Origin of the sequence: Caloranaerobacter azorensis DSM 13643 (assembly GCF_900129995.1) — a bacterium.
GTDB lineage: Bacteria > Bacillota > Clostridia > Tissierellales > Thermohalobacteraceae > Caloranaerobacter > Caloranaerobacter azorensis.
In genome coordinates, this window is sequence record NZ_FQXO01000005.1 from 51,295 (window position 1) to 72,465 (window position 21,171).

The 21,171-nt window shown below is 28.2% G+C and carries 22 protein-coding genes and 1 other annotated feature; of the genes, 14 read left to right on the forward strand and 8 right to left on the reverse strand.

Annotated features, from left to right (window positions below):
• The first annotated feature begins 121 nt into the window (after positions 1-121).
• Positions 122-2,107, forward strand: coding sequence for a M28 family metallopeptidase (locus BUB51_RS00630; protein ID WP_073194576.1), 1,986 nt, complete (start codon positions 122-124; stop codon positions 2,105-2,107).
• A gap of 81 nt (positions 2,108-2,188) precedes the next feature.
• Here BUB51_RS00630 and BUB51_RS00635 read toward each other — a convergent pair whose 3' ends face one another.
• Positions 2,189-3,193 carry an ABC transporter substrate-binding protein gene (locus BUB51_RS00635; RefSeq protein WP_073194579.1) on the reverse strand — a complete coding sequence of 335 codons (1,005 nt, stop codon included), beginning with the start codon at positions 3,191-3,193 and terminating at the stop codon, positions 2,189-2,191.
• Between the two features lie 266 nt (positions 3,194-3,459).
• On the opposite strand from BUB51_RS00635, the gene pgsA reads away from it, so the two are divergent.
• The 6 genes from pgsA (at position 3,460) to BUB51_RS00660 (ending at position 10,157) form a co-directional block, all read left to right on the forward strand.
• The gene (gene pgsA / locus BUB51_RS00640; protein ID WP_073194583.1) at positions 3,460-4,002 is read left to right on the forward strand and encodes a CDP-diacylglycerol--glycerol-3-phosphate 3-phosphatidyltransferase; all 543 of its coding nucleotides are present in this window, start codon (positions 3,460-3,462) and stop codon (positions 4,000-4,002) included.
• Between the two features lie 98 nt (positions 4,003-4,100).
• Positions 4,101-4,324, forward strand: a binding site (T-box leader).
• Between the two features lie 78 nt (positions 4,325-4,402).
• Complete coding sequence (locus BUB51_RS12945; RefSeq protein WP_159430363.1) at positions 4,403-4,552, forward strand: hypothetical protein; 150 nt, start codon at positions 4,403-4,405, stop codon at positions 4,550-4,552.
• 24 nt (positions 4,553-4,576) lie between these two features.
• Positions 4,577-7,225, forward strand: coding sequence for a valine--tRNA ligase (locus tag BUB51_RS00645; protein ID WP_073194585.1), 2,649 nt, complete (start codon positions 4,577-4,579; stop codon positions 7,223-7,225).
• Between the two features lie 334 nt (positions 7,226-7,559).
• Positions 7,560-8,852 (forward strand): bifunctional folylpolyglutamate synthase/dihydrofolate synthase, encoded by a 1,293-nt coding sequence (locus tag BUB51_RS00650; protein ID WP_073194588.1) that lies wholly within the window; start codon positions 7,560-7,562, stop codon positions 8,850-8,852.
• 58 nt (positions 8,853-8,910) lie between these two features.
• Positions 8,911-9,135, forward strand: coding sequence for a hypothetical protein (locus BUB51_RS00655; protein ID WP_073194591.1), 225 nt, complete (start codon positions 8,911-8,913; stop codon positions 9,133-9,135).
• An 89-nt stretch (positions 9,136-9,224) separates the two neighbouring features.
• A complete protein-coding gene (locus BUB51_RS00660; RefSeq protein WP_073194593.1) occupies positions 9,225-10,157 on the forward strand; it encodes a YncE family protein in 933 nt (310 codons plus the stop codon).
• Between the two features lie 32 nt (positions 10,158-10,189).
• Here the strand turns inward: BUB51_RS00660 and BUB51_RS00665 are convergent, their stop codons facing one another.
• Together BUB51_RS00665 and BUB51_RS00670 are read right to left on the reverse strand one after the other, a co-directional pair.
• A complete protein-coding gene (locus BUB51_RS00665; RefSeq protein ID WP_073194596.1) occupies positions 10,190-10,738 on the reverse strand; it encodes a DUF4364 family protein in 549 nt (182 codons plus the stop codon).
• 99 nt (positions 10,739-10,837) lie between these two features.
• The gene (locus BUB51_RS00670) at positions 10,838-11,041 is read right to left on the reverse strand and encodes an alpha/beta-type small acid-soluble spore protein (RefSeq protein ID WP_035164210.1); all 204 of its coding nucleotides are present in this window, start codon (positions 11,039-11,041) and stop codon (positions 10,838-10,840) included.
• A gap of 236 nt (positions 11,042-11,277) precedes the next feature.
• Here BUB51_RS00670 and BUB51_RS00675 point away from each other — a divergent pair, with 236 nt between their 5' ends.
• A complete protein-coding gene (locus tag BUB51_RS00675; RefSeq protein ID WP_073194599.1) occupies positions 11,278-11,973 on the forward strand; it encodes a 4Fe-4S dicluster domain-containing protein in 696 nt (231 codons plus the stop codon).
• Positions 11,974-11,998: 25 nt separating this feature from the next.
• Here the strand turns inward: BUB51_RS00675 and BUB51_RS00680 are convergent, their stop codons facing one another.
• Positions 11,999-12,187: a hypothetical protein gene (locus BUB51_RS00680; protein WP_035164207.1), complete on the reverse strand. Its 189-nt coding sequence runs from the start codon at positions 12,185-12,187 to the stop codon at positions 11,999-12,001.
• Between the two features lie 158 nt (positions 12,188-12,345).
• Between BUB51_RS00680 and BUB51_RS00685 the strand changes: the two genes are divergently transcribed.
• A complete protein-coding gene (locus BUB51_RS00685) occupies positions 12,346-13,482 on the forward strand; it encodes a polysaccharide deacetylase family protein (protein ID WP_083599452.1) in 1,137 nt (378 codons plus the stop codon).
• 3 nt (positions 13,483-13,485) lie between these two features.
• Here the strand turns inward: BUB51_RS00685 and BUB51_RS00690 are convergent, their stop codons facing one another.
• Positions 13,486-14,439, reverse strand: coding sequence for a Na/Pi cotransporter family protein (locus tag BUB51_RS00690; protein WP_073194602.1), 954 nt, complete (start codon positions 14,437-14,439; stop codon positions 13,486-13,488).
• 95 nt (positions 14,440-14,534) lie between these two features.
• On the opposite strand from BUB51_RS00690, the gene pdaB reads away from it, so the two are divergent.
• The gene (gene pdaB / locus BUB51_RS00695) at positions 14,535-15,305 is read left to right on the forward strand and encodes a polysaccharide deacetylase family sporulation protein PdaB (RefSeq protein WP_035164205.1); all 771 of its coding nucleotides are present in this window, start codon (positions 14,535-14,537) and stop codon (positions 15,303-15,305) included.
• 37 nt (positions 15,306-15,342) lie between these two features.
• Here the strand turns inward: pdaB and BUB51_RS00700 are convergent, their stop codons facing one another.
• Positions 15,343-15,504 carry a small, acid-soluble spore protein, alpha/beta type gene (locus tag BUB51_RS00700; protein ID WP_081943583.1) on the reverse strand — a complete coding sequence of 54 codons (162 nt, stop codon included), beginning with the start codon at positions 15,502-15,504 and terminating at the stop codon, positions 15,343-15,345.
• A gap of 147 nt (positions 15,505-15,651) precedes the next feature.
• Between BUB51_RS00700 and BUB51_RS00705 the strand changes: the two genes are divergently transcribed.
• The 3 genes from BUB51_RS00705 (at position 15,652) to BUB51_RS00715 (ending at position 19,421) form a co-directional block, all read left to right on the forward strand.
• Positions 15,652-16,407 carry a Mur ligase family protein gene (locus tag BUB51_RS00705; protein WP_073194605.1) on the forward strand — a complete coding sequence of 252 codons (756 nt, stop codon included), beginning with the start codon at positions 15,652-15,654 and terminating at the stop codon, positions 16,405-16,407.
• A 247-nt stretch (positions 16,408-16,654) separates the two neighbouring features.
• Entirely contained in the window at positions 16,655-17,335 is a 681-nt protein-coding gene (locus BUB51_RS00710; RefSeq protein WP_035164203.1) for a single-stranded DNA-binding protein, read from the forward strand.
• 61 nt (positions 17,336-17,396) lie between these two features.
• Positions 17,397-19,421, forward strand: coding sequence for an N-6 DNA methylase family protein (locus tag BUB51_RS00715; protein ID WP_073194607.1), 2,025 nt, complete (start codon positions 17,397-17,399; stop codon positions 19,419-19,421).
• On the opposite strand, the gene BUB51_RS12950 is transcribed toward BUB51_RS00715, so the two are convergent.
• Positions 19,398-19,568, reverse strand: coding sequence for a hypothetical protein (locus BUB51_RS12950; protein ID WP_159430364.1), 171 nt, complete (start codon positions 19,566-19,568; stop codon positions 19,398-19,400). The genes BUB51_RS00715 and BUB51_RS12950 overlap by 24 nt on opposite strands.
• Positions 19,569-19,880: 312 nt before the next feature.
• Between BUB51_RS12950 and hpt the strand changes: the two genes are divergently transcribed.
• The gene (hpt, locus tag BUB51_RS00720) at positions 19,881-20,402 is read left to right on the forward strand and encodes a hypoxanthine phosphoribosyltransferase (RefSeq protein WP_073194610.1); all 522 of its coding nucleotides are present in this window, start codon (positions 19,881-19,883) and stop codon (positions 20,400-20,402) included.
• Positions 20,403-20,424: 22 nt separating this feature from the next.
• Here the strand turns inward: hpt and dapD are convergent, their stop codons facing one another.
• Positions 20,425-21,159, reverse strand: coding sequence for a 2,3,4,5-tetrahydropyridine-2,6-dicarboxylate N-acetyltransferase (gene dapD / locus BUB51_RS00725; protein WP_073194613.1), 735 nt, complete (start codon positions 21,157-21,159; stop codon positions 20,425-20,427).
• Positions 21,160-21,171 lie beyond the last annotated feature (12 nt).

The window sequence follows — 21,171 nt, forward strand, 5'->3', positions numbered from 1 at the left end:
AATTTATTAGAAGCTTAACCTAATAACAGTATAATATATCCTTTATTAGCATGTCAAGAAAAAATTGACATAAAATCAATATTATATTACAATATATTAAAAAAGGTATAGGAGGCATAATATGAATACGAATATCAAAAAACTACTTGCATTATTTATAATCATAAGTTTAATAACCGGATGTACCCAGTCAATTTTTACAACAAAAGATAATGATACGCTACTTCATACATTGTCGTCAGATTTATATAGAGGACGCATGATTGGTACAGAAGGGAATATTTTGGCAGAACAAAAGTTAGTTGATATCTTTAAAACTATAGGGTTAGAACCTTATGATGGAAAAGGTTATTTATATAAGTATGAGCAAACTTATTATCCTTTGGACAAGCAGAAAATTACGATGATGATAACGTTTAATAATGAAAAGTCTTATTGTTTAAAATATGGAGAAGATTTCCTAGAGAAAATTCCTATAGCCAATTTCGATATGGAATGTCCTGTAATATCAAATATAAATGAGTTACCAGACAAAGATGTTTTTATATTAGTAGATGGGATGCAGGTAGATGATTTTGAACTTACAAAGATTATGGATTTAGAAAACATAAAAGCAGTTTTATTTAAGACAGATGTATTAAGAAAAAATATAAGGGTATGGCCGAAAAGTAAACCTTTTTTTCAATTAGAACCGTCTATATATGATAAACTTGCTAATGCATCTAATTCAAAAGTACATATAAAAGTAGAGATGACTGAAGAAAAAATAAAAGCCAATAATGTTATAGGGAAGATAACGGGAAATAATAATAAAGAAGCATTAATTATATCTGCTCATTTTGATCACGTTGGATGGGCAGGAGATACCATTTACAATGGGGCATTAGATAATGCATCTGGGATATATGCTATTACAGAATTAGCTAAGAGGTTAAAAAAATATAGTGAAAATCATTTGTTTCCTAGAGACATCTATATTTGTGCTTTTAATGGTGAAGAAACAGGACTAAATGGAAGTATGAGTTTTGTAGAATATATAAAGCCGAAATATGAAAAAGTTGTTGCGATTAATTTAGATACGATTGGATTAAAAGGAGGTAAAGTTTTTGATATTGTTGGTAATCAGCACGTGAGTGGGATGCTTATTGAATCAATAGCTAAATATTTAAACGATCGAGACATTAGGTGTAATATATTATATACAAATAATTTAGTGAGCGACCATATTGCTTTTTCTGATGCACATATACCTGCATTAACAATAGGGGAACAAGATATATCATATATTCATACAGAAAAAGATACGATAGACATTATCGATATACAGAGAATTAACAGATTAGTGAATGAGCTATTTGAATACATAATAACAGAGCAAGATAAAATATTTGATAATGAAAAATTGTTTGAATGTGAAGAACATATTTCAGACGAAGCAGAAGAAGAGTTTGATGAAAAATATCGAGCTTTTTATCAAGAACAAATAAAAGATGTTCCTTTTGATAAATACAAGGTAGTAAAATATGATGGTATATTATTTAGTATTTATAATATAAACAAAACTTTCTATTCTGTTGATGAGGTAAATTCCATTTATGATAAATTACATATTGAAGAAAATTATGGTGGGTATAAACTTGGTTTTATAAAAATTATAGATTCATCATGTCCTGATGTAGATTATAAAGCGATTGAGTTAAATAAGTTGTATGACCGTCAATTATCTGTAGAAACTATTGAAACATTAAAATTAATATATAAGAACAAAAATAAAGAAACAAAGGGATTTCATGTTTCTATTAGTACATTGCCAGTTTCATTATCACAATTATTACAAGATAATCCTTTTGAAATTAAAACAATTTATGTCGATAACAGAACATATACTATCTTATATGATAAGAATACTAATATTGTATGGGGAATAAATTTCAAATTAAATGATAAATTATATATATCTTTATTAAGAGGAGAAATTATTGAGAGAGAAAATCCAGTAATAAAATCTGACCTGAAAGTTGACAATATAGAAGATATTAAAAGATTTATTAAATTTGTTGATGTTTCTAAATTAACTAATTATAAATTTCAACAAAATCTGCTTTAATTGATTTAAATTGAAGATTCTGTTCCAAAAATGAATAATTTTTATTATATGTAAATCAAGTAGCAGAAATTGTAATTTCTGCTACTTGATTGTTTCAACAGCTTTTTTGGCAAATTTAGTTGTTACGATTTTATCATAAGGAGCTCTTTTATCAAGTTCTCCGGCTAATTCCATTATATGCATTAAATGATCTAGGCCTTCTTTTGTTAATACAGGATCAGGTTTCCAAGTATCTTGCTCTTTATATCTATCTATAACAGTAATTAGAAGTTCCTTGTCTGCATCTGGGAAATAAGGTTGTATAGCTTCTGCAACTTCTTCGGATGAATGATTTTGAACCCATAGCATCCCTTTATAAATTGCGTTAGTGAAGCCTTGGATTATGTCTGGATTTTTTTCAATATAGCTTTTTTTAGCACAGTATACTGTATATGGAATATAACCGCCTTCTTTGCCTATTGAAGCGACTATATAGCCTTTACCTTCTTTTTCCATCATTGAAGCGGTTGGTTCAAAAAGTGTTGTATAATCACCTTCTCCACTTGTGAACGCTCCTGCCATCATTGAAAATTGTATATCAGTACGTACATTCACATCTTTTCCAGGTTCAAGGCCGTGTTTTTTGAGTACATATTCTAAAGTCATTTCAGGGACTCCACCTTTTCTTCCGCCAAGTATAGTTTTTCCTTTCAATTTTTCAAATGAGAAATCAGGATCTTTCTCTCTGCCTATTAGGAAAGAACCATCTTTTTGGGTTAATTGAGCAAAATTAATGGCATAATCTTTTTTGCCTTGATTGTATACGTAAATAGATGCTTCTGGGCCCATAAAGCCTATATCTGCCTGATTACTTAACAGTGCAGCCATTGACTTATCTGCACCTTTTCCATTAGTTAATTCTATCTTAATACCTTCTTCTTCAAAGAAGCCTTTTGTTAAAGCTACATACTGTGGGGCGTAGAAAACAGAATGGGTAACTTCGACTAATTTTACAGTTTTAAGATTTTCTTTTTGACAACCTATCAGTAAATTAGATATTATAAGTATGATTATTAAAAACAGAGAGAATTTTTTTGGTAGTCTCATATTGCCACCCCTTAAGTTTTTGATTTTAAAATTATTATATTCAGTTGTAAATTCAATTGTTACATACACTTAAAGAATATATTTTAACAAAATATTAGATTATGCAGGAATTTTTGATGTAAAGTGTAATAAATTATATAAAAAATAAAACAAATCGATTTATAATTCTTGTGTATGTAGACATAATTATTTATAATATTAAGTATAGGCTTTTTGGTATTCATTGGAAACAGTGCATTATTATATTATAACAGAAGAGGTGTATTATGAACGTACCTAATATACTTACAACAATTAGGTTTTTATTTATACCAATTTTCATAAGTATTTTCTATTCATCAATAGAAAATAATATATTATATGCTACATATGTTTTTATATTAGCTGGAATTACTGATATTTTAGATGGATATATTGCTAGAAAGTATAATATGGTAACTAAATGGGGAACTGTACTTGATCCTTTAGCAGATAAGCTCATGCAGATTACTGTTTTAATCTGCTTTACAGACAAAAAATATTTGCCATTATGGGTTATTACAGTTATAGGCATAAAAGAAATTTTAATGATATTAGGAGGATTATTTTTATATTATTTTGTTGATAAGACTGTTATTCCGGCTAATAAATATGGCAAGATAGCGACGGTATCATTTTATATTGCGATTTTATCTATTGTTTTCAAAGTAAATAAACTGATAAGTTATTTACTTGTTTTAGCTGCAGTTATACTTACGCTTATAGCATTTATTAATTATTTGATTGGATTTAGAAAAATAAATCGTATGAATAAAGAGAAAAGGCATTGACAAATGAGATAATTATTATATAATATATTAAAAATTAGACTACTAAAATATAAAATTGAAAATGAAAAATGAAAAATGTAAAATTAGTTAAATATAAGATAAAAGCGTTGAAGGAGAGGAGTAGGTAAACAACCTTAAAAGAGAGCAAAACCCATTGGCTGAAAGGTTTTGCAAGGCAATGTTTACTGAAGGTAGCTCTGGAGCTTCTAGGCCGAACTTCAAGTAAGCCTAGACGGTTTTACCGTTATTTGATAAACGAGAGCCAGATATGTCTCATATCTGGAAATAAGGTGGTACCGCGAAAAAGCCCTTCGTCCTTATATTTGGATGGGGGGCTTTTAAATTTGGATAGATTTTGTATTTTAAAGGAAGTGGTTTAATGTTTGCACTGGGAGGAATTTTGTTTATAATAAGTGGATTAATTATATTTATTTCTGATTCGTATTTTAAGAAGGGCAAAATAAAGACTTTAAAGAGTTTATTGAGAATAAAGATAATTGGGTTATTTTTATCAATTTTAGGAGCACTTTTAATGTTTTACGGTAAATAGATAATTACATTGAGGAGGGAAAATATGGATAAGAATTTAGCAAAAAAGTATAATCCAAAGGATTTCGAAGAAAGGATTTATAATTATTGGTATGAGAACAATTATTTTAGAGCTGAAATTAATGAAGACAAAAAACCATTTACTATTATGATGCCACCACCTAATGTTACTGGTAGCTTGCATATGGGGCATGCTTTAAATGGTACTTTACAGGATATTTTGATAAGATGGAAGAGAATGGAAGGTTATGAAGCTTTATGGCTACCGGGAACTGATCATGCAAGTATTTCAACAGAGGCTAAAGTTGTGGCTAAAATACATTCTGAAGGTAAAACAAAAGAGCAGATAGGCAGAGAAAAGTTTTTAGAGGAAGCATGGGATTGGACAGAAAAGTACGGTGGCAATATAAGAAAGCAATTAAGAAAACTTGGAGTTTCTTGCGATTGGTCAAGAGAAAGGTTTACTTTAGATGAGGGATTAAGTAAGGCAGTTGAAGAAGTTTTTATAAGATTATATGAAAAAGGTTTAATTTATAGAGGAAATAGAATTATAAATTGGTGTCCAAGTTGTAAGACAGCCATTTCAGATGCTGAAGTAGAGTATGAAGAAAAACAAGGTAAATTGTGGCATATTAAATATCCCGTTAAGGATAGTGATGAGTATATTGTTATTGCAACTACTAGGCCTGAAACTATGCTTGGGGACGTAGCAGTTGCTGTAAATCCAGAAGATGAGAGATATAGACATTTAATTGGAAAGAAATTAATTTTACCTCTAGTTAACAGAGAAATACCTGTTATAGCAGATGAATATGTGGAAATGGAATTTGGTACAGGAGCCGTTAAGATAACTCCGGCACATGATCCAAATGACTTTGAGGTTGGGTTAAGACACAATTTAGAACAAATAAAAATTATGAATGATGATGCAAGCATTAATAAATTAGGCGGTAAATATGAAGGAATGGATAGATATGAGGCGAGAAAGGCAATAGTTAAGGATTTGCAAGACAAGGGTTATCTTGTAAAAATAGAAGATCATACTCATAATGTAGGACATTGTGAGAGATGTAAAACCGTTATTGAGCCTATAATATCAAAGCAGTGGTTTGTAAAAATGGAGCCTTTAGCTAAACCGGCGTTAAAAGCATATAGAGAAGGAAAATTTAGATTTATACCAGAAAGATTCGGCAAAATATATGTTCATTGGTTAGAAAATATTAAAGACTGGTGTATTTCAAGACAGCTTTGGTGGGGGCATAGATTACCTGTATATTACTGTCAAAATTGCGAGGAGGTTATAGTTTCAAGACAAAAACCTGAAAGCTGCCCTAAATGTGGAGATGTAGATATTAAACAAGATCCAGATACTTTAGATACATGGTTTTCATCTGCTCTATGGCCGTTTTCAACACTAGGATGGCCTGAAGATACGCCAGAACTTAAATATTTCTACCCAACGGATGTGTTGGTAACAGGATACGATATTATTTTCTTCTGGGTAGTTAGAATGGTATTTTCAGGATTAGAGCATATGGGAGATATTCCATTTAAGAATGTTTTAATTAACGGTTTAGTTAGAGATTCACAAGGAAGAAAGATGAGCAAATCATTAGGTAATGGTATTGATCCACTTGAAATAATAGATAAATACGGTGCTGATGCATTAAGATTTACTTTAGTTACTGGAAATACACCAGGAAACGATATGAGATTCCATATGGAAAGAGTTGAAGCAAGTAGAAATTTTGCAAATAAGTTATGGAATGCTTCAAGATTTGTATTAATGAATTTAGGAGAAGAGTTAATAGAACATGAAAAGGCATTTGCTTCATTAAGAGAAGAAGATAAGTGGATAATATCCAGAGTAAATAGGGTTATAAAGGAAGTTACAGAGAATTTAACAAAATTTGAATTGGGAATAGCGGCTCAAAAGTTATATGATTTTATTTGGAGTGAATATTGCGATTGGTATATTGAAATGGTAAAACCTCGTCTATATGGAGATGATGAATTAAGTAAGGATACTGCGAGATATGTGTTATTATATGTATTAAAAGATCTTCTAAAATTGTTACATCCATTTATGCCATTTATTACAGAGGAGATTTGGCATCACTTACCAAATACAGGAGATAGTTTAATAGTAGCAAAATGGCCAATATATAAAGAGGAGTATAATTTCGAAGAATCTGAAAGAAGAATTGATTTCATAATGGAGGCTGTAAAGAATATTAGAAATATAAGGGCAGAAATGAATGTAGTTCCTTCTAAAAAGGCAAAAGTAATATTTGTAACTAATAATAATGAGATTAAGAATATATTGTCTGAAGGTAAAGTTTATTTTACTACTCTTGCAGGAGCTTCAAGCATAGAGATTAGAGACAATAAAGATGGTATAGGTGAAGATGCAATGTCGGCTGTAGTAGAAGATTGCGAGATATATTTACCTTTAGAAGAGCTAGTTGACATTGGAAAAGAAATAGAAAGGTTAGAAAAAGAAAAAGAGAGATTAGAAGGGGAATTAAAAAGGGTAAGGAATAAGCTATCTAATGAAGGCTTTATAAGTAAGGCACCTAAACATATAGTTGATAAAGAAAGAGAAAAAGAAGATAAGTATCAAAAAATGATGGAAAAAGTTCTTGAAAGATTAGAGAGTTTAAAGAGAAAATAGAGAACAAGTTCAGACTCCTTAATGGAGCATCAAATTGCTTATAAACTTATATTTTTAAATATTTATGAAAATGAAAGCGAATGCTTGAAAGAATTTAGTAAAAAAACTAGGTGAAAATTTTTTAGAAAATCCGTAGGTTTGACAGGAAGTCAAACCAGCATCCTACAAGACAGGATGTCTTGATTAGGTGCGTTAGGATTTTCTAAAAATTTGAGCCTTAAGTTTTTTCTAAATTCGTCTGCATGAGCGTCATTTTCATAAGATATTTTGTTTTGTCAACAAGTTCAGACTCCTTAATGGAGTCTTAACTTATAAGAACTAGGGGAGTGAGATAATGAACTATAAAGAAGCGTTAGAGTATATTCATGGTACAAGAAAATTTGGGAGTAAATTGGGACTTGAAAATATAAGGATTTTACTTGATTTGTTGGGTAATCCTCATAAAGGTTTAAAAATAATACATGTAGCTGGAACTAATGGTAAAGGTTCAACTTCATCTTATATTTCGACTATATTAACTGAATCTGGCTATAAAGTAGGATTGTTTACTTCTCCATATTTAGAAAGATTTACAGAGAGGATTAAAATAAAAGGTAAAGAGATTGAACATGAAAGATTAGCTCAAATCACTTCAAAAGTTAAAGAAAAAGTTGAAGAAATGGTAAGAAAAGGTTATAATCATCCTACCGAATTTGAAATAGTAACTGCAATAGCTTTTGTCTATTATAGAGAAGAGAGAGTCGATTTTGTGGTACTTGAAGTTGGATTAGGCGGAAGATATGACTCTACCAATATTATTGAAAACCCATTAGTTTCGGTTATAACTCCAATTTCATTAGATCATAAAGATATACTTGGAGATACTATAGAAAAAATTGCCTGGGAAAAGGCAGGGATAATAAAAGAAAATGGGCTTGTTGTGAGTCATCCTCAAGTAGAAGAAGCACAAAAAGTTATTGAGAATGTCGTTAATGCTAAAAATAGCAAGCTTATAATAGCGCCTGTTGAAGATGTAGAAGTGATTGAATGTACAGAATTAGGTAGTAAATTCAATTTTAAATTTAATGGAAAAACTTTTGAAAATCTTAAGATTAGTCTTATAGGAGAGCATCAAATATATAATGCTTGTGTGGCTTTAACGGTTGTACTTACTCTATTAGAAAATGGGCATATAGATATTGATGAAGACTGTATTAGAAAAGGACTATTGAGAACCGAGTGGAAAGGTAGATTAGAAATATTAAGACGCAATCCGACATTTGTTATAGATGGTGCTCATAATTCAGCGGGAGCAGAGTCTTTAAGGAAATCTATTGAAAAACTTTTTAAATATAATAGGTTAATTTTAGGTATTGGAATACTTGGTGATAAAGAAGTTGGCAGTATATTAAATGAATTAGTTCCATTAGCAGATGAAATTATTATTACAGAAGCAAATAATCCAAGAAAGCTCGAGGCCGAAAAATTAGCAGATATTATTAAAAAATTTAATAAGAAATATGTAATTGAAAAGGATGTAGAGAAAGCTGTGAATAAGGCATTAGATATCGCAGGGAAAGATGATTTAATATTATTTTCAGGTTCTTTGTATTTAATTGGTGATGTTAGAAAAATTATTATGAATTAGTTATTATTTTTCTCCCATTGAATAAAATATATATATATATTCAAATGGGAGGTTGATTATGTCTGAAATAGGGTACAAACTATATAAAAATTTAGAAGATGATGTTTTATTGAAAGAAGCCTATTCTAAAATGGAAAAATTAAGATTTTTATCATCATTAAATAACGAAGAAATGTATTGGGAAGAAGCTAATGAATTTAATGAACTAATTATCGAGATAAAAAGAAGAAATATAGCGATTAACAAAGAAATGTGGATAAAAAAAATAATAATCGATATATAACATAATTTAATTAATCACCTCTATTCACCCTTATTATCGGATATGCATAAACTGATATAAGGGCAATCAAGACAGAGGTGATTATTTTTATGAATAATAGACTTATTGTAGCTAATGCTGGAAATGATACATTAACTCTTGTAGATTTAAAAAATAAATATGAAATAGAAAATATATTTTTAAATAATATTTGTAGAAATAGAGAACGGGTTAATATTTTTAGTATGAACAGGCCATGTATAGGGCCGCATCATATTATTAAAGGTAGTAATGATTCAATAATATATACAGCTAATTCATATGATAATAGTGTTTTTAAGATAGATATAAATAAAAAAACAGTTATAGATACCGTCTATGTTGGGAGTTGTCCAAAGCATTTGGAATTGTTAAATGGCTGTATATTTGTTACAAATACGGACTCAAATTCAGTATCGGTAATAGATGAAAAGGAATTTATATTACTAGAAAATATACCTGTAGGAGAAAAGCCTCACGATATTAAAATAAATAATAGCGAAAATCTAATTTATGTAGCTAATAGTAGCGGCTATAGTTTAAGTTTAATCTATTTGGACAGTAATAAAATAGATGAAATTAGACTCAAGTTTAATCCATTTCATATTATAATAAATAAAGATAAAGTATATATATTATGTCCGCAGTCGAATGGAACGATGCAAAGCATAATACAAATACTAGATATAAAAGATAATATATTACTTACAGAATTAAAAGTAGAAGGAGTAATATTAGATATGGTAGTTATAGAAGATACAGATATATTATATACTACTAATGCTTTCGATGGTTTTTTATATAAAATTAATATTGAGAAAAAAAATATACTTGAAAAATATTATTTAGGAGGAATGCCTAATTGTATGCTCTATAATGGCGATGATTTATTATTCATATCGGATGCTTTAAAAAATTGTGTTACTGTGTTTGATTATAAAAAGGGCAAAATAATAAAAAATATATCAGTAGGATTAGAACCTAATGGATTAATTTTAGTATGATAGAAAGAAAATAGACAGGAACTTAATCCTGCCTATTTAACTTCAGATTTTGTTTCTATTAATAAATCTAATATTTTTTTATATATTTCTTGAGGATTTTCTTTCCAATTATTACAAATAAGTTTTGCCTGTTTATTTGAGACTACATTTAGTGACATATTAAACAGAGTAATATCTTTTTCTATTACTTTTAGGTTAACAATATATTCTGAATCGTTCTTTTTATAGTAATTACCAATAATTTGAGTTTTTTTGATCATTTCTTCTTTTTTATTTTTATAATTATCATCGATTTCAAGTTTTATCTTTTCTGGGATTCTATCTATGAAGTAATTAAGAGTATTTTCACCTTTTTCTGTAATATGGTAATACTCACTACCATCTTTTGTAGTTATTTCAATAAATTTTGAAGATACTAGCTCGCTTAAAAATTGTTGTACCATGAAATAATTATCCATGTAATTGTTTTCGAGGACAAATTGAGTGATTTCAGAATTTGTCATTGGAAATTCTACAATATCTAATATGTATAAAAGTAAGAGTTTGTGTTGTGCTAATTCTTTAGTATTTTCGACAAACATAAGGCCACCTCTTTACACATCTCTTTAAATAGATCATACTAAAATTATAACATATAAAAAGGAGAAGTGGCAAAGATACCACTTCTCCTTTTTAATAATTTATTTTCCAGACATTTGTCTTTCAGCTTGTTCAATTAATCTTTTAACCATATATCCGCCAACATAACCATTTTGTCTAGAAGTTAAGTTTCCTTTATCTATACTATTATAATTAGATAAACCTAATTCATTAGCTATCTCTATTTTCATTTGCTCAAGGGCTTGTTTAGCTTCTGGAACGACAACTTTATTTCCTCTAGCCAATTTTTTTCCCTCCCAAATAGATTTATTACCAACATCATATTTGATGTTGTATTATTAATATAACCTTTTTTTTATTCTTATATCCATGAAAATATTAAAAGTTGGTATATTTTATACAAATTGTTCATATAATTAATATTTTAGGAAAAAAATGATTTAATTATTTATAGTCAATATTGACTAATAGTAGTCGGTTGTTATAATAAATTTAGTGTTGAAAAAGAAAGGAGAATCATATGAATTTAACTTTTAGAGAAAAAATAATAGAAAAAGCGATTAGTATGGGTGCCTCTAAAGTAGGATTTGCTAAATTAGAGAATTTTTTGCCTGACAATTTTTCTCATTTGAAGACGGGTATTTCTATTATTGTTAGATTATCAGATCAGATAATGAATGATGTTGTAGATAAACCGACTCATACTTATTTTCATCATTATAGAACAGTAAATTTCTTAATAGATCAGATTACTTTAGCTATAACAATTATGATTCAAAATGAAGGATATCTTGCTATGGCAATACCAGCTTCTCAAACTGTTAAAACTAAAACGGATGCATATACAGGTATTTTTCAGCATAAAACTGTTGCAACTTTAGCAGGATTAGGATGGATAGGTAAAAATGCTTGCTTAGTAACAGAAGAATTTGGGCCGAGAATAAGATTGGGGACTGTATTAACAAATATGATTCTTCCATACGATGAGCCGATTAGAAATTCAAAGTGCGGCAATTGTAATATTTGTGTAAAGAAGTGTCCTGCTTTGGCATTGAAAGGCAATAACTGGTATCAAGGGATGGACAGAGATGCATTAATTGATGCATTTGCATGCAGCAGTTATATGAGTGAACAGTATAAAGATATAGGAAGAGGCTCGGTATGTGGTTTATGTATTTCAAGTTGTCCAAAAGGAACAAAAATTATTAGAAAATAATTAACGGCCTTTAGTAGGCCGTATTTTAAGTTAGTTTTCTTTTTATAGGAATCTTTACATCTTTCCTAGTACCATGCTGATGTTTACTTTCAAGCTGGGCCTTTTGAGATTTGGCCTCTCTATAAAAATGCCTCTCGTCATTTGTAATTGTTATAGCAGAGTATTCTGTCTGTTTTCCTTTAATGTTGGTAAAAGTACTTTTTCTTATAGACAATAAAAACATCTCCTTTTTATAATTAGCGAGAGATAAGATTATAGCTTTAATAAATAGAGTGTGTTATAATTAGATAGAGTTTATATTTATATTTTAACCTAATAAAAAGATATAATACTTCAAAATTTTTCCGTTCAAAATAATTGGGAGGGATATATTTGAAGAAGGCGATAAATATAGTAGCAATATTAGTAACTGTACTTTTACTTTTGATTGGATGTAATAAAACTGAAGAAGTAGCCAATAAAGAGATACAAGTTGTTGATAAAAGTTCTAACAAAGTAGAAGAAAAAGATAATATTGATAACATTGTGGATAAAAAAGATGATAAAGAAAATAGTAAGGAAGAAGATAAAAAAGAAAATCCTTTTGAAAAAATAGATTTGTCAAAAAAGCCAAATGAAGCAGGACAAATAATGATACTTATGTATCATAATATTGGTAAAAAAGAAAGTGAATGGGTTAGAACGGTTGAAAATTTTAAAAGAGATTTAAAAGTATTATATGAAAAAGGATATAGGCCTATAAGTCTTAAAGATTTTGTAAACAATAATATAGATGTTGAGGCTGGATACACACCTGTAGTTATCACTTTTGATGACGGTAACAAAAATAATTTTAATATAATAATAAAAGATGGTAAAAAGATAATCGATCCTGATTGTGCAGTAGGAATTTTAGAAGAATTTCATGAGAAGCATCCAGATTTTCCTTTAGAGGCAACATTCTTTGTATTTGGAAAGAATCCTTTTAGGCAAAAGGAATTTGTAGAGTATAAGCTTAAATATTTGGTAGAGAAGGGATTAGATATAGGCAATCATACTATTGGGCACAATAACTTTACTAATTTAAATTCTAATGATATACAAAAGGTGATTGCTGAAAATGTTAAGTTTTTAAACGGTATTTTAAAAGATTATGAAGTGAATACTTTAGCTCTTCCGTACGGAAGTAGGCCTAAAAATAAAGAAAATGAAAATTACTTAAGGAAAGGTGAATATGACGGAACTAGTTATAATAATATAGCTATATTAAATGTGGGATGGAAACCTTCATATTCACCGATAGATAAGAGATTTAATCCTTATTCATTACCAAGAGTTAGGGCAAGTGAGATTAAAGTTGATAACGTAGGCCTTTATAATTGGCTGAAATATTTTGATAAATTCCCTGAAAAAAGATATATTAGTGACGGTAATCCAGATATCGTTACTGTACCTAAAAAATTTGAGGGTATTGTAGATAAAAATAAATTGAATGGCAAATTGCTCTATATTTATGAAGAAAAGGAGTAAAATTTACTCCTTTAATATTTTTTTTGATATATTTACAAGAGTTGATGAAAAAGGTAAGAGTAATAATGTAGTTATTACATTAAAAAGCGTATGAGCATTTGCGATTTGTCTAGATGGATTATTAGGCGAAATTATGCTGACAAAATTGTACAGATAATCTGTAAAAAAGTAAAAGATAATAACTCCGATAATATTAAATATTATATGAACAAAAGCAGCCTGTTTACCAGTACGATTAGTCGCTAAACTTCCTATTAAAGTATCTATACAAGTACCTATATTTTGCCCAAGCATGATTGGAATAGAAGTTCTGACTGTTATAATATTAGATGATGCCATGATTTGAAGAATAGCGATTCCAGTGCTACTGCTGTGTATAATTGCTGTTATAAGGAATCCTGAAAATATACCTAAAGCATCGTTTGTTCCAATATTTTCTATTAATAGAGAAAGCTTTTTTGTACTGTTTGTTGAAGCTATGCTATTAGAAACAATATCTAATCCTAAAAATATTAAGGAAATACCTATTAATAATCTGGGGATTATTTTATTCGATTCTTTTTTAAAAAAAGGCATAGTAATAAATCCGGCTAGTAAGAAATATATTGCATAGTTTTTAATTTCTATTGCGACGATTTGTGCCGTTATAGTCGTACCTATGTTTGCACCCATGATTATAGGGACGGCTTTATAAATATTTATTAGATTACTATGAACAAGGCTGATGACTAATAAAGTTGTAGCACTACTGCTTTGGAGTAGTCCAGTTATCATTATTCCTAGTAATACTCCAACTATCTTATTATTTGTCAGTTTATATAATGTAGTTTTAAACTTTTTAGAAACTGTTTTTTCAAATGAAGTAGAAATTATTTTTATGCCTGAAAGGAATAAAAATATACCGCCTAAAATACTTAATAAAATTATTATATATTGCATTTCTTTTAGTAATTTCATTTATTCCCTCCAATTAGATTACTAAAATGTTATTACAGTTAATATATATGTAATATTAGATGGGTAAATTATAAAAGGTTTAAGGAGGGAATAGTTTGAGAGTATTTTTGATTGATAAAAATAAAATAATAAGGATAATCCTTGTCATATTTTTAGTTACAAGTTCGTTAATTTATACGAATATTAATAGAGATGAAATAATTAGTGTATTTTCAGTAAAAAAAGAATTGCCCATTTATTCTGTGGATACTGATGAAAAGAAGATAGCGATAAGTTTTGATGCAGCATGGGGCGATCAGTATACAAAGCAAATTTTGGATATTTTAGATAAATATAATGTAAAGACGACATTTTTTCTTGTTGGATTTTGGGTTGATAGATATCCTGATATGGTTAAAGAAATAGTTAAAAGAGGACATGAAATAGGTAATCACTCTACAAATCATCCTCATATGACTAAATTGAGTCAAGAGCAGATTATTAAAGAACTGAAAGAAACAGAAGATAAAATAAAAAAAATTACAGGACAAAAAACTATTCTTTTTAGACCGCCGTTTGGTGATTATAATGATAAACTTATTAGAACTTGTAAGAATAATGGATACTATGTAATTCAATGGGATGTTGATTCTTTGGATTGGAAAGAATTAGGAGTAGAGCCAGTAGTAGATCGCGTTTTAAGAAATGTAAAGAAAGGTTCTATAGTGTTGTTTCATAATAATGCCAAATATGTTACTAAATATCTGCCAATTATAATAGAAAAACTACAAGCTAAAGGATACAAAATAGTACCAGTTTCAGAGTTGATTTATAAAGAAAATTATTATATAGATAATACCGGAAGGCAAATAAAGAGAGAAAATTAAATTATGGTGGCTTTGTGCCACCATAATTTAAATATAATTATTTTTTCAAGTCAGATAAACGCTTTTCAAAGTTTTCTTTTATTTTCTTTACTGTATTTTTACCTGCTTTGTTAGTATCGATTCCCATTTCTTTTGCGATTTCTTCTTTAAAATTTTCAAAGGCTTTTCTTGCATTTTCAGAAATCTTATTGTTTTTCATATATATCACCTCAATATTATTTTATCCATAAATTTTTCAATTATTAATGCAAATACTGGAACTTAAAAGATATGATACATAAAAAAATTAATTAAAGCAAAATATAGAATATATATTAGATATTTTATTTAAAAAGGAGAATAATTTATGTCAAATGATAAAAAAGTAGGGAATATAGTTAGCAAACTAAAAGAAACTAAAGAAGATTATCATAATTTTATTTATGAAAATGTACTTTTTATAGGAGTTACAGGAATTCAAAGTAAAATGACTATCAGTTTAATTGAACATATTTTAAAGTATGCAGGGTTAAAAACGAAAATATTACAGGCCAATTTTAATGATTTGAATGCTGAAAATATCGATATTATAGATGATATTTTTAAAAATGGTGTCGATATAGTTATTATAGAAGTTTTTCCTAAAATATTAGATTTTATATATAATTTTAAATTTGATATTGCAGTACATACGAGTATTGGAAATAGCTATCCAGATATAGACTTTTTTAAAATACAGAAAGAGCTATTTTGTAAACTCGATAGAGGTAAAATAGCCATAATTAATATAGATGATAATAATGCTTTAAAATTGATAGAAGATAATAATAGTGCTTTAGTTGTTACATATGGTTTGAATAATAAAGCGAGTTTGACAGCTTCAAGCATTTCGATAACGGATTATATTAATCTTGTTGTTTGTCTGCAAAGGAGTCTTACTACGATTCAAGGGGTAGATATAGGTACATTAGAATTCCCTATTACTTTAAAATCTTTAGCAGAGAATAATATCTATAGCGCTTTAGCATCGATAGCGGTAGCTTTAAGTCTGAATGTAGATATTGAAATTATAAAAAAATCAATTGCCTTATTCGATTTTAATTTAAAATCTACTATAAAATAAGGATTCAATATACTATTTAAGAGAGTAGTATATATTTTTTTTGGAATTTTGAAGGATTTTTTTATTATTTGTCAAATATTATATAAAGGATTTTTAAAATTAACTTTGATTGTATTAAATTTCTATTACTTAAGAAAAAAATATTGCACCAATAGAAATAAAAGTATTCATATTATTAATTTATAGTGAATATTATAGTTGTAGATTAGTCCAAAAAACATAAGATTTAAAGGGGAGTGGGGAGCAAATGGTTGATAAGGTTATTCAAACCAATTTTGTAACAATAGTTGGAAAGATAGTTACTGAACTAGAATTTAGTCATCAAATGTATGGAGAAGGGTTTTATACATTTTATATTAAAGTTCCTAGATTAAGTGAGAATTCAGATGTACTGCCAGTTACTATTTCTGAAAGGCTTTTTGTTGGGATGGAGCTAAAACCGGGTGTAGAGCTTGTGATTGAAGGGCAATTGAGATCTTATAATAGGTATTCAGACGGAAGTAATAGACTTTTGCTTACAGTTTTTGCAAGAGATGTTTACATACCTGATGATGAAGAGGAACTGTTAGAACTTAGACGTAAACCAAATGAGATTTTCCTAGATGGGTATATTTGCAAACAGCCTGTATATAGAACAACGCCGTTTGGCAGAGAAATTACAGATTTACTCGTTGCAGTGAATAGGCCTTATAATAAATCAGATTATATTCCTTGCATTGCTTGGGGGAGAAATGCGAGGTTTTCTGAAAAGTTAAGGGTTGGAGATCATATTAGATTATGGGGAAGAATTCAAAGTAGAGAATATCAGAAGAAACTTCCGGATGGCGAGGTACTAAATAAGGTTGCATATGAAGTATCTATATCGAAGATGGAATATTTAAAAGATGATAATAATAGAGAGGGTAAATTGAAAGCTGAATCTGTTTAGAATTACAACAAGACCATTAAGGTCTTGTTTTTTAATATAATAATGGTGTGAGGAGGAAGAGATGAAAAAGTTAATTAAAATACTAGAGAAAATATTAAATCTTTATAATGAAAAGATAGATAAAGATTTGCTAGAAGATATGATTTTAAATTCACTAATATTACTTATTTTAGAGGAATTAAATGCTGTAAAATTATTTATAGAAGATTTAGAAATCAACGATGTAAAAAATTGTGATATATATAAAATATTGAAAAAAGATTTAACAAAAGAAATTATTAAAGATGATTATGTGCTTCCGATAGCTTATGAATATATAATAAGCAGAAAAGAGAAAAAAGAGAGGTATGCTATTTATTATACTCCTAAATGGCTCGTTGAATATATAGTTGATAGAGTTATTGCGCAGTATATAAAACAGAGAAAGAATATAGACAATTTAAAAATTCTTGAACCGTCATGCGGGAGCGGGGTATTTCTTTTGTATATTTTTGATATGCTTTATAATTGGTATAAGAAAAATACGAACCTATCACGGATAGAGATAATTAAGAGGATTATAGAAAATATTTTATATGGGATTGATATTGATAGAAGAGGTATATATTTATGTAAAATCAGTTTACAAATTAAAATTTATAAGTTGATAGGTGAGAAAATAGATTTAAAATTTAATTTGTATAATGTGGATTTTCTTAAAAATAATTATATCGATAATTATAAATTTAGTTTTATTATAGGTAATCCACCGTATTTAGAAAATAGAAGAATAAATAAATACTATGATAAAGACTACTTAAAAAAATTTTTTTCAACAGCAATTGGACGATTTGATATATATTCGCTTTTTATAGAAAAGGGCATAAAAATACTCTGTGATGATGGATATTTGGCTTTTATAACTCCGGGTAATATACTGTCTAATAATAATTTTACACCTATAAGAAAAATGATACTCGATAAGACTGAAATTAAGGAGATTGTCAATTTAGGAGACAATATTTTTGATAAAGTAGATATGAATATGGCTATTATTTTTGTTAAGAAAAGTCAGAATAATTTGAAAAGAAACAAAATTCTTTGCAAAAATCTAAAGGGTAGCTCTAATATAAAAAAGGATTTATTTAAGGATAGTTATAGAATAATAGATCAGGCGTATTACTATAATAATCTTAATTATGTTTTTGATATAGAGTCGTCTAAAAAGACATTTGAATTAAGACAGAGGATTTATAATACTAATTTTTATAGGATAAATGATTTGTGTGAGATTGTTGCGGGAATTGCTACTGGTAATATAAGACACAAATTATTAACTTATGATGGGAATAAAAAAGGTGCTAGAAAAGTTTTAACAGGAAGAGATGTTAAGCCATATTATTATAATTGGTCTGGACTCTATGTAATAACAGATAGATCAATAATTAATAAACAATTGGGAGAATATGCTACATTTATGAGAGAAGAATTTGTGTTTAATCCTAAAATACTTATAAGACAAACAGCAGATAGGTTTATATGTGCATATGATGAACAAAAATACTATATTTTGAATACATTATATTCGTTAATAATAAGGGAACAATGCAGGAAAGATGTGTCTATAAAGTTTATATTAGCTTTGTTAAATTCAAAATTATACAGTTTTATATATAGATCATTAATAATGGAAGAGGGAAAGTTATTTCCACAATTAAAGATTTTTCATATTCAGCAGAGTCCTTGTAAGTTAATTTCGTTATCTAGACAAGAAGAGTATATTTCATTGATAGATAATATAATTTCATTAAAAAAACAACTATCTGAAAATACATATGATGAATATGACATGTATATGAAGCAGATAGAAATTGAATATTTAGTTTATAAATTAGACAGATTAGTATATAATCTATTTAAACTGTCAAGTTCTGAAGTTGAAGAAATAGAAAGAAAAATGGGGAAATCCCCATTAGTTTACAGTAAAAATAATTTAATTAACATAAATGATGCCTTAAATGAATTAAATAGATGTAATGACATAATAAGAATATCAGAGAAATTTAAAATACATCCTTTAAGTTTACTTGATAGAAATTTTATTTAAAAAATCTTTTTTGTATTTAGTATGTTTAATATATTCTTCTTCAGTAATTATTCCATCAGCTTTCATTTTATCGAAAATATTAATAAAGTCAATACAAAGATCTGCAAGTTGTTTTTTAATGTTTTCAGATTTATTTATATATTCCATGATATGGCCCCCATAATCAATTTGATATAAGTTGTTATTCATTATATTCAGCAGCTTTATTGTTTATTACTTAAATTGATAGGAATAATGATGTGAACAATCTTATAGAACAACTCACCTACAATATTCTATTTTATTCTACAAAAAACATCAAAATCCTTCTAAAAAATAAATTTTTCGCAAATTTAGATGACAATTTTAAATATTTTTAAATAAAATAAAAATCTTATATTATATGAGTTTAAAATATTGACAAAATTCAACATATAAATTAGAATAAGTTTTATTAAAACAGAAAAGGAGTTGAGTTTCTTGGAAAAGAAATGGAAAGTTCTAATTTCTGAAGAAGAGATTAAAGCTAAAATTAAAGAATTAGGAAAGAGAATTAGTGATGATTATAAAGACAAGAAACTTTTAGTGATATCCTTGTTAAAAGGGAGTTTTATATTTACTGCCGATTTAGTTAGATGTATTGAAGTCCCTACTCGTATTGAATTCATGACTACGTCTAGTTATGGTCATGGTAAGGAAACTTCAGGTAAAGTCGATATAATTAGTGATTTAAATATAAGTTTAGAAGGATATGACGTATTAATAGTTGATGACATAATGGATTCAGGACTTACAATGAAAGTTATTAAAGAGCACTTACAATCAAAAAATCCTAATTCTGTTAAATCGTGTGTTTTATTAGACAAACCTGAAAGAAGAAAAGCTGATATTACACCGGATTATGTTGGTTTTACGATACCTGATGTTTTTGTTGTGGGATATGGTTTAAATTATGGTGATTATTATAGAAATGTACCTCATGTATTTACTTTTGATAACTAAAGGGCAGTCTTATGACTGCCCTTTATCCTCTTAAATCTTCAAGTATTTTTACTTTATCTGTAGTTTTTTCGTCTTTTTCTTTTATAACTTTTGCAGGTATACCTGCTACTACTGTATTAGGAGGAACATCTTTTGTTACAACTGAACCAGCTGCTACTACTGCTCCTTTTCCTATTTTAACTCCTTCCAAAATTACAGCATTAGCACCTATTAAGACATCATCTTCGACAATTACTGGCGTTTTACTAGGAGGTTCAAGTACGCCGGCTATTACCGCTCCTGCACCTACATGCACATTTTTACCTATTATTCCTCTTGCTCCTACAACTGCATTCATATCAATCATGGAATTTTCACCGATTTCAGCACCGATGTTGATTACTGCTCCCATCATGATTACGGCATTTTTACCTATGTATACTCTATCTCTTATTATGGCTCCCGGCTCAATTCTTGCTTGAAGGTTTTTAGTATCTAAAAGAGGAATTGCAGAATTACGTCTATCTGATTCAATATGATAATCTTGAATGTATTCTTTATATTTTTCTAAAATAGGTAATATTTCTTCATAATCGCAGAATACGATTCTAAAGTTATCATCTCCAAAATTTTTTAAGTTATTAAAATCGATTTTATTCATATCGCCTTTTAAAAAAACTTTTACAGGTGTAACTTTTTTTGCTTCTTTGATGAATTTAGCTATTTCATAAGGATTTGTTAAATCAAATTTTGAAGTTTTTTCATTTGCATTGTTCATTAGTTTCCAATC